Below are 9,625 nucleotides of genomic sequence, written 5' to 3' on the forward strand. Positions count from 1 at the left end.
TAAAGGAATTTTTTCGGGCAATGGCTCATAATTCATCAGGTCAGGACACGAGTCGCAGGACAGGTATCGCATGCTCGTCGGGATGAAGAACGTTCACGCACATGGGCGATAGATTGCGGCCGTCGCTGGACGCGCTGCGCGCGCCCGATTCGGGCTGGCGCAAGAGAATCGCTACCCTCGCCCAGGGACGGCAGTTTCTGTTGGTGCTGCCGTGGCTGGTACTGGTCTTTGGTCTGGCGGTGACCCATGGGCTGTGGCGGAGCGCCTACCAGGACGCGGATCGGACACTTGGAGCGGAATTCGAATTCTGGGCAGACAAGGTGGTTTATGCGATCGAATACCGCCTCAATGGCAACGTCCAGGTGCTGCGCGGAGTCGCCGGTCTGTTCGACGCCTCGGATGAGGTAACGCGCCAGGATTTTCGCGCTTACGTCACGGCATTGCGTCTCGACGAAAACTACCCCGGCATTCTGGGCGTGGGATTCTCGCTGGTCGTTCCGCCCGACCAGAGGGCCGCGCATACGGCCGCCATCCGCCGGGAAGGCTTTGCCGATTACGCCATCCGCCCCGACGGCGAGCGCGAAATCTATAGTTCCATCATTTATCTGGAACCTTTCTCCGGCCGCAACCTGCGCGCCTTCGGCTACGACATGTTCTCTGAACCGGTGCGCCAGGCGGCGATGGCGCGGGCGCGCGATGAAAACCGGGCGGCCCTGTCGGCCAGGGTCACGCTGGTGCAGGAGACGTCGACCGGCGTCCAGCCCGGTTTCCTCATTTACGTACCGGTTTATCGTCACGGCGTTCCACACGATACCCTGGATCAACGCCGGGCCAATCTACTGGGCTGGACGTATTCGCCCTTGCGCATGCACGACCTGATGGGCAGCGTACTCGGGGCTGTCGGATTCGAGGATATGCTCGCGGCGCTCGACGTGGAGATTTACGATGGCACCCTGCTGGTGCCCGACGCACTGATGTTCGATGCCGATCAGGAACACCGTCTGTCCGATGGCGCCGCGTTTCGCACGCTTCGGTTGATCGAGTACGGTGGCCATCGCTGGTCGGTACTCCTGACTTCCAAGGCCGTCTTCGACGCGCGGCTCCACACCGAAGAATCAAAACTGATCGCCGGTGCCGGCAGCGTCGGCAGCGTGTTGCTGGCCGCCCTGGTCGGAGTGCTTGCGTGGGGTCAGCTCCTCGTCGCCGCAGCTTTGCGCGAGACGGCGCAAACGAACCGGAAACTCACGGCCAGCGAGGGGCGTCTGAAGGCATTTTTCGACAACGCCGAGAGCCTGGTCTGGATCAAGGATCTCCAGGGACGATTCATGGTTGTCAATCGCCATACGGAAGCGGTGGTCGGTTTGCCGCGAGAACGACTGCTCGGTTGCACGGTGGCCGAGCTTTTTCCGAAGAATGATGCGGAGGCCTTTACGACCAACGATCGGCAAGTGCTCGAATCAGGTCAGTCTCTGGAATTCGAGGAGTCTGCGCTGCTCAAGGATGGTCGGCATACCTACGTTTCGGTGAAATTCCCCCTGCGGGATGCCAGCGGTCGGATCGATGCCCTGGGCGCGATCTGCACCGACATCAGCGACCGCAAGCTGGCCGAGGAAGCCCTGCGGGCGTCGCTGGAAGAGAAAACGGTTCTGTTGAAGGAAGTCCATCACCGGGTCAAGAACAACCTGCAAATCATCACCAGCCTGCTCAACCTGCAACTGAATCGGACGCAGGCTTTGGAAGCGCAAGACACCTTGCGCGACACGCAGAGCCGAATCCGGTCGATGGCGCTGCTGCACGAGACACTGTACCGATCCGGCAGTCTCGCACGGATCAGCATGCCGCAGTATGTGGACAGCCTGTGCCTCCAGTTGTGGCAAACGGCAGGGTCGGTGGCTCCACACGTTCGGCTGGAGCACCGGATCGATGACATTTCCCTGCCGCTGGATCAGGCGGTGCCCTGCGGACTGATCATCAATGAACTGGTTTCCAATGCCTTGAAACACGCTTTCCCGGCGGGGCGAAGCGGACATATCAGCGTGCAGGCAGGGATGCGGTCTGAGGGATTGCTGACGCTCGTCGTGGCAGACGACGGAGTGGGACTGCCGCCTGGACGGGACCCGCGCAGCAGCGACACTTTGGGGCTCCAGTTGGTGTTCATGCTGGCAGCACAGTTGCAGGGTGTGGTCGACATCGGATATGAAGGCGGCACGGAGTTCCAGGTCGCGTTCCCGAGCAAAGCGAGCCGAGAGCTTGTGAACCAATCGTCGCAAGTGAGCGAATGACGAGACCTATCAGATGGATGGGCGAGGAGCGAGCGGGCGACGCTGCAGATCGGCCGCGCGGTAGATTGATTGATTCATCACCTCCGAGCAGGAACAGCGCATGACAGGGAAAGCCATCCTCGTCGTCGAAGACGAATTCATCGTGGCGGCGGATATCAAGGCACGTCTGATCCGCTTTGGTTACCGGGCAACCGACGGTTGTCCGAGTGGTGAACGGGCGATCGAACTGAGCGAATGGTTGCGGCCCGACCTGGTGCTGATGGACATCCATCTGGCTGGCGCCATGGATGGCATCGCTGCGGCGCAGGAAATCCGCCGGCGCTTCGGGATTCCGGTGGTGTTCCTCACCGCCTATTCGGAAGACGCCACGCTCCAGCTCGCCAGGCAGGCCGAGCCCCTCGGATATATCCTGAAGCCTTTCGACGACCGGGAACTCAAAGTCGTCATCGAAATGGCGCTCTACAAATACGCGGCCGAGGCAGCGCTCAGGAGAAGCGAGCAGAGCTATCGGATGCTGTTCGAGACCGTCCCACAAGGCATCGTTTATCAGAACCTCGAGGGCTGCGTGACGGCCGCCAATCCGGCTGCCGAACGCATCCTGGGCCTTGGCTTGCAGCAGTTGCAGAATCGGGGTTCGTTCGGTTCGTGCTGGCGTGCGCTGCACGAGGACGGTTCCGTGTTTCCCGGCGATCAGCATCCGAGCATGGTCGCCCTGAGAACCGGCCAACCGGTGCGCGATGTGGTGATGGGCGTGTTCAATCCCGGACTTGGACAGTACGTCTGGCTCGACGTCACCGCCATGCCACTGTTCAAGGATGGCCGGCTGGTCGAGGTCTACACCTGCTTCGAGGACATCACCGAGCGCAAGCGGGCCGAAAGCGAGCTGGATCATTACCGGCTTCATCTGGAAGATCTGGTGGCTACGCGCACCGTCGAACTGGCCTCCGCGCGTGACGCTGCCGAGGCCGCCAGCCGAGCCAAAAGCGCTTTTCTGGCCAACATGAGCCACGAAATCCGCACACCGATGAACGCCATCATCGGCTTGACCCATCTACTGCGGCGAACCGCCAGCGATCCCCGCCAGCAGGCGCAACTGGGCAAGATCGCCGATGCCGCTCACCACCTCCTGTCGATCATCAACGACATCCTCGACCTTTCGAAGATCGAGGCCGGCAAGCTCGACCTTGAGCAGACCGATTTCGAACTCGAAACCGTGCTCGACAAAATACGCGTCCTGTTTTCCGAGCAGGCTGTGGCGAAAGGGATCGAGCTGGTTTTCGATATCGATACCACCTTGCCCACCAGGCTGTACGGCGACGCCATGCGCCTGGGTCAGGTTCTGCTCAATTTCACCAGCAATGCCGTCAAATTCACCGATCATGGCTCCGTTCTCCTCCGTGTCCGGAAAGTCGAGGAGACTGACGCGGACGTTCTCGTTCGCTGCGAGGTGCGCGATACCGGTGTCGGTATCGCGCCCGAGAGTCTGAGCCGCCTGTTCGGGGCTTTCGAGCAGGCTGATGGCTCGACGACCCGCCGCTACGGCGGTACGGGTCTGGGACTGGCGATCAGCCAGCGGCTGGTGCACATGATGGGTGGCACGATACAGGCCGAAAGTCACCCCGGTGAGGGCAGTCACTTCTGGTTCGCGGTGCGTCTCGGCAAGAGCAGGGAAGGCTTCGTCCGGCGACGTGCGAACGGTACCCTGAAGGGACGGCGAGCGCTGGTGGCGGACGATCTGGCCGAATCGCGAGAGATTCTTGGCGCGATCCTGCGCGATCTTGGGTTGCGGGTGGAGACGGTTACGTCGGGAATGGAAGCGCTGGCGGTCATCGATAGTGCCGATCGGGTGGCCGACCCATTCGACGTGATCCTGCTCGACTGGCGCATGCCGGAACGGGACGGTGTGGAAACTGCCGCGCGCTTGCGAGCACTGCCGCTGCGGCAACCGCCGGCGCATCTGCTGGTGACGGCTTATGCACAGCAGTTGCCGGAAGGAGAGCTGGAACGTGCGGGCCTCCAGGCTGTTCTGGTAAAGCCGGTCACGCCCAGTAGCGTGCACGACGCGCTGTTGCGCGTGGTGTATGGCACCGACCACAACGCACGTGATTCAACCCTGGTTGTGCCGATCGACGAGGCACCGACGGGCGATTATCGCGATCTTCGGTTGCTGTTGGCAGAAGATGATCCCATTAACGAGGAAGTGGTTCGGGAACTGTTACAGAGCACAGGCATTCGAATCGACCTGGCACGGAACGGCGCCGATGCGGTCGAGATGGCGCGGCGAACGGCCTACGACCTGATCCTGATGGACGTGCAGATGCCGGTCATCGACGGGCTGGAAGCGACCCGGAGGATTCGCAGCCTGCCGGGTCGGGAGGCCACTCCGATCCTGGCTGCGACTGCCAACGCTTTCGCCGAGGATCGCCAGCGCTGCCTGGAAGCGGGCATGAACGATCACGTCGGTAAGCCGCTGGACCCGCAGGCGCTGCTCGCGGCGCTCGCGAAGTGGTTGCCTTGCCGCGCGCCGCCGTCCGTCACGTCGCCGACGCGGCAAGCAAAAGCCACGGATGTCGACTTATTATGCGCGCGGCTCCGGTCGGTTCCCGGCCTCGATCCGGTTCTGGGCCTGAAGAGCGTGCATGGACGGGTTGCCAGCTATGCGCGTCTGTTGCGCCGCTTCGCCGAGACCCATCGCGGCGACATGGCGGTGCTGCGCGACCGTTACGCTGCCGAAGACCATGCCGAGGCCGAACGGTTGGCCCATTCTCTGAAAGGTGTGGCGGGCACACTCGGTGCGATCCGGTTACAACTGCTGGCAGCCAGGCTGGAGGAGGCAATTCGCGACCGGTGCGCGACGGCGGACGTCGATCGTCTGGCGGTGATCGTCGACACCGCGCTGGACGCATTTGCAACCGCTCTTTTGGCAGCGTTGCCGGTCGAGAGGGTGCCTGCTCCGGTTACCGTGGATTGGCCCAAGGTGCGCGCGGCCCTGGACCGGCTGGAAGATCTGCTGCAGGCGGACGATATCGAGTCGAATCTGGTCTTTCGCGAGTCGGCTTCCCTATTGCGAATGGCCCTCGGCGAGCAGGTGGACGACCTGGAACGGCAGTTCGACGCCTTCGAGTACGGTGCCGCCCTGGCTTCGATCCGCGCTGCCCGCGCTGCTTCTCCCGAGTTGGCCCCCTGAATTCAACATGCGCAGTGCGCAGCCTTGTAAAGCGTGTGGGCAGCCAGAAAGGCTATCGCGGCAGCAAGATGTCGGCTTCAGCGTGACTCCTTGATCATCCGGCCAAAGCTCGGCTGCACCGGCCGGGCATTGTGCCGGTACAGCCGGGTGAAAATCGCGAACTGCTCAGGCGAGATCTGTTGCGCCTGCTTGAGCACCAGCCAGAGCACCCCTTCGGAGCACGGAGGCGTCGTCAGCGAGCCCATATAGGTATAGTAGCTACGGTCCTGGGGCAGTAACTGCGCGACATCGATGTCCGGCCCTGTGGAATTCACGTATTCGTTCTTCTCCAGCGGTAGATTGTTCCATACTGTCTGGATCAGCGGATTTTCCATGCCCCTCTCGAGGAGTACAGCGAGGACGGCAAGTCTGCCTTCCTCCGACTTGTGCACCAGATGTGCGACCATGTCGAAGGATTTGCCGTTGACACGCTCCTCGGAGGGTCGGTGAAAGTGAAACTGAATCAGGTCGTAGGTCTTGCCATGCAGGCGGATGCTGTTGCCGCTCACCTCGACCTGGATGGTGTGGCCATTGTCGATGACGCGGAACGGTGACTGTCGATAGTTGAATTCAATGGCTTCGAGGTCGACGCGGAAGCCGTCGCGAATATCGATTGGAGATTGCCGCTTGCCGGTATCGCAGGTGGCAAATTCCGGCTTCAGCTTGCCCCAGTTCTCGGGCCCGCCCTCACCCTCGTAAGCCCAGTGAACATGCGCATGTGCGTAGGAGGGGAGGGGGTGTTGATCGCTGGTCGCTGGTCGCGATTTTGCTGCGCGGTGAGGCTCTGGGGCAGCAACAGCAAGCATCGCCGGGGCAGCGACCGCAACGCGCGCAAGCGGTTTGGCTCCCGTTGGCGGTTTGACCTCGGGTACCATCCTTTCGGCCACCAGGGTTTGCAGATTGGCGCGTTGGACTTCCTTTTGAACCAGCGCTTCGTTGGCTTTGCGCAGTTCGCCACTTGCCTCGTTGACCCTGTCGGCGGTTCGGCTGGCGGCCAGGGCGGTTTCAGGCCCCGGTTTCGGTCGACAGACTTCCCGCAGTAGCTTGTCGTCGAGCATGCCCGAACGAACCGGCATCTCGAGTTGTCCCTTGACGTCCTCCTCCCGGAGCAGTTCGCCTTCGTCCTTGAAATAGCTGCGTTTCAGCGTACTGTAGCTGCGCGAGCTACAGTCGTAGCGGCTGAGGGCTTGTACAATCCGGTACGACGAAGAGGTTTTGGGATCGATGATCGGTTTTTCGAGAACGATTCGCCCCAAGGCTACGGTCTTTCCGGTTTCATCCTTGCGGATACTGCCGCGGTCGATCTCGACGCGTTTACCTGGCTCGGCGGAAATCGCCTGCCAGGCTGCCGACGAAATTGCCGGCATGCAGAGTATGAGACCGGTGGCAAGAAACCTGATGTTTGGATGCATGAAGGAACCTCCCGTCGTTCGCTCTGATCATTCTCTGGTTCACGGAAAATCATCGCGAAACTTGAGGCGGGAACTTGAGGCAGGAATGGTCTGGGCGACAGTACATGCTTGCCCGCCCATAAAAAATGTCCGTTGTCAAGCCTCAGAGGCTTTTTTGCCTTCTTCGGCTCCGCGGAAAAGAGCCTCCAAAACGACGACGGACTGAGATCTGTCCAACCAGCAAACAGACGCCTGGCTCCGCTGTAGCGTTTGCCCGCAAGGTGATTCCGACACGGGGATGGTCACGGTCACGCCTTTTGGCCAGTTTCCGAACGATTGCGGTGCAGGTCCGAAACCACCGCGATCAGCCTGTTGATCGGTTCGGCCAGCCGTTTTGGCAGTACGCGGTGCTGGGTATGGGTTTTCAGGTCGGCGATCCAGCGACGTTCAACCCACACGTCTTCTTCGGGGTGGTTGTTGTCCACGCCGTTGCAATACTTGTATCCAACGAGCGCATTTGTGCGCGACAGCAGAATGCGCGCCATCGTCATGTGGAAGCGATGGGCTTGGAGATCGGCCGGGCCTTTAGGGCGCGGCAAGGTCAGCCGTAAGCATCGTTGGCTATTGAAGTCACTCCAGTCGGGGCCAACGACCTGTCCCGCGCGTTCCAGCATCTTGCGCGATTGTTCGTTCTTGCCATTGACCAAGGCAACGGCGACCGTACCCTTCGGGTACTCCAGCTTCTCGGCGAGCATGTTCATCCAGCGCACCAGCTTGTTCAGAGTCTCATCATCGGCAAACACAAGAAACTGATGGCGCTGCTCGTCGTCAAGACACGTTGGCAATTGCGCATAGAGGGGATACAGCAGGTTGTGGAGATAGATGTAGGTCTGCCTGCGCCCTTGCTCGTGGCTCCGCGTGGTCGCGGTCAACACCTGCTGTGCCCATTCCAGCGTGAGTTCGGCCAGCGTCATCTCGGTAATGTCGATGGAGATGAGCGGGAACCCGAGCGACCTTCCGATCAGTGCCTTGCGTCCATCGAAGGCGTGGCCGAGTTCGATTTCAACGCCGCCCAACACCATCGGCTCGATCTGGACCGGTGGCCCGAGCACCGCAACGTCGAGCCGAAATCTGCTGCCGAATGGCGTCTCCAGGGGATGCTCGGTTGCCACTTGGTCGGCACCGAGCAACAAGTTGCCTTCCAGCGGATAGTCCGACGCATCCATATCCTTGAACGCCCACGGCATCGCATGGCCAGCGTTCAATCGCCGGGAGAGTTCGGCCGCGACCAGTTCTTTTGCCTGCCGGTGTTCGGGACTTTCCTGTACGGCACGCCACCGGCTGGCTTCTTCGTCGTCGAAGTGCGCTTTGGGATTAACGGTCATGACTTTTCCAGGCACCCCCGATCATGAAAGTCATGACCGTTTCCCTCTCCCCCGGCCCCTCCCCCGCGAGTGGGGAGGGGAGATTCGTGAGTCGCTGACGCGACTTTCACATTAAAGGTGTGCTGGGCAGGAAGCACGCGGAAGTGGGATCGCCGACGCAACTTCTCGCTCTCGAAGAAGGGGCTGACCCATGTCACCATCTGCCGCGATGCGCCGGGAGACACCAGGGGCCACAGCTTGCGCGCATGTTCCCGGCTGCGAACGTCGCGCGCAGTGATCGTGGTCTGGAAGATCCCTTTTCGAGAGAAGACTACGATCGCCTCGTCCATTCTTATCTTTCCCTTATGGCGATACGGCAGCTATTTTCATGGTGCCATCCAGCTTGCGATGAATCAGCGATACCAGCGTCAGGATGTCCAGTGCGTCCTGTTCGGACATGGGCCAATTCGTCTTGGGCGCGTGGGCCAGCGGATTGCGCACGGCGCCGAACAGGCCGATCAGCAGGTTGGCAAAGCCTTTCTGCTCGCTCTTTTCCGACTCGGTGGTGAGCGGCCCCAGGGCCAGAACGGGCTGCTGGCCCGTGAATGCCTTGTTCACCAGCTCCGCGCCGTCGCCGTTCAGGCCCGACAGCAAGCGAATCCGCTCCGCAACGCCTTTCGTTGCCTCGAAAACGGCATGGAAGTAGTTTTCGCTTCGAGCACGTAGAAGCCGGAGAAGGCAAGGACAACGTTGAGTTCGTCGCGCCGCCAAGCGAACGTCGCCGGGTCACGGGCGTAGTTCACCGGGTTCATTGCGCGATTGATGAACATGATGAGATGGTTGCCGACTTGGTGCTGGTTCTGTGCGCCGGCCAGCGCATTGAACAATCGCTTCCACTTGGTCATGCCGGGCGACGTGTCGGCAATCTCGATTTCTTGCAGCAGTCGCTCGATCTGTGTGCCGCTCAAGCCGCGCTCGGTATCGGCGAGCACGCGGCACGTTGCTTCAAGGTGCTGTGAGCTGAACGGGGTAATTCGCGTCGCCAATGCCTGTCTCCCTCATCAGGCATCAGATGATGGCCTGCAGGCCCTTGTCGGCGATGACGTTGAGCAGTTTGAGTGCCGGTCCCGTGGGGTGGGTTTCGCCTTGCTCCCACTTGCGCACGGTCGAGGCCGATGTGTGCAAATGAAGAGCGAAGACCGGTTGGCTGAACTTCAAGGCTTCGCGCAGGTGTTTGATGTCGGCAGCGCTGAACTCCCGCACTGGCGGCGGGCAGATCGCGTCGAACTCGCGCATCGTCACCTTGCTGATCGCTCCCGCTTCGTGGAGCGCAGCCAGGTCGCCACGCAGGGATTCAATAAT

The 9,625-nt window shown here is 61.1% G+C and carries 5 protein-coding genes and 2 pseudogenes; 2 read left to right on the top strand and 5 right to left on the bottom strand.

Going from position 1 to position 9,625, the window contains the following annotated elements; all coding sequences use genetic code 11:
- The first annotated feature begins 101 nt into the window (after positions 1–101).
- Both V5B39_RS12405 and V5B39_RS12410 read left to right on the top strand, forming a co-directional pair.
- Positions 102–2,282, top strand: coding sequence for a CHASE domain-containing protein (locus V5B39_RS12405; protein ID WP_332343208.1), 2,181 nt, complete (start codon positions 102–104; stop codon positions 2,280–2,282).
- A 100-nt stretch (positions 2,283–2,382) separates the two neighbouring features.
- Complete coding sequence (locus tag V5B39_RS12410; protein ID WP_332343209.1) at positions 2,383–5,469, top strand: response regulator; 3,087 nt, start codon at positions 2,383–2,385, stop codon at positions 5,467–5,469.
- Between the two features lie 77 nt (positions 5,470–5,546).
- Here V5B39_RS12410 and V5B39_RS12415 read toward each other — a convergent pair whose 3' ends face one another.
- The 5 genes and pseudogenes from V5B39_RS12415 to V5B39_RS12435 all read right to left on the bottom strand — a co-directional run.
- Entirely contained in the window at positions 5,547–6,920 is a 1,374-nt protein-coding gene (locus V5B39_RS12415) for a carbonic anhydrase (protein ID WP_332343210.1), read from the bottom strand.
- 287 nt (positions 6,921–7,207) lie between these two features.
- Positions 7,208–8,284: a hypothetical protein gene (locus V5B39_RS12420; protein WP_332343212.1), complete on the bottom strand. Its 1,077-nt coding sequence runs from the start codon at positions 8,282–8,284 to the stop codon at positions 7,208–7,210.
- Between the two features lie 119 nt (positions 8,285–8,403).
- Positions 8,404–8,613, bottom strand: a pseudogene (locus V5B39_RS12425) (hypothetical protein); the annotation flags it as partial.
- 13 nt (positions 8,614–8,626) lie between these two features.
- Positions 8,627–9,309: pseudogene (locus tag V5B39_RS12430) on the bottom strand (TIGR02391 family protein).
- A gap of 22 nt (positions 9,310–9,331) precedes the next feature.
- Positions 9,332–9,625, bottom strand: a 294-nt coding sequence (locus tag V5B39_RS12435) for a helix-turn-helix domain-containing protein (protein WP_332343211.1), incomplete at its 5' end; no start/stop codon positions are given.

This window comes from Accumulibacter sp. (genome assembly GCF_036625275.1).
In the GTDB taxonomy this organism is placed as follows: Bacteria; Pseudomonadota; Gammaproteobacteria; order Burkholderiales; family Rhodocyclaceae; genus Accumulibacter.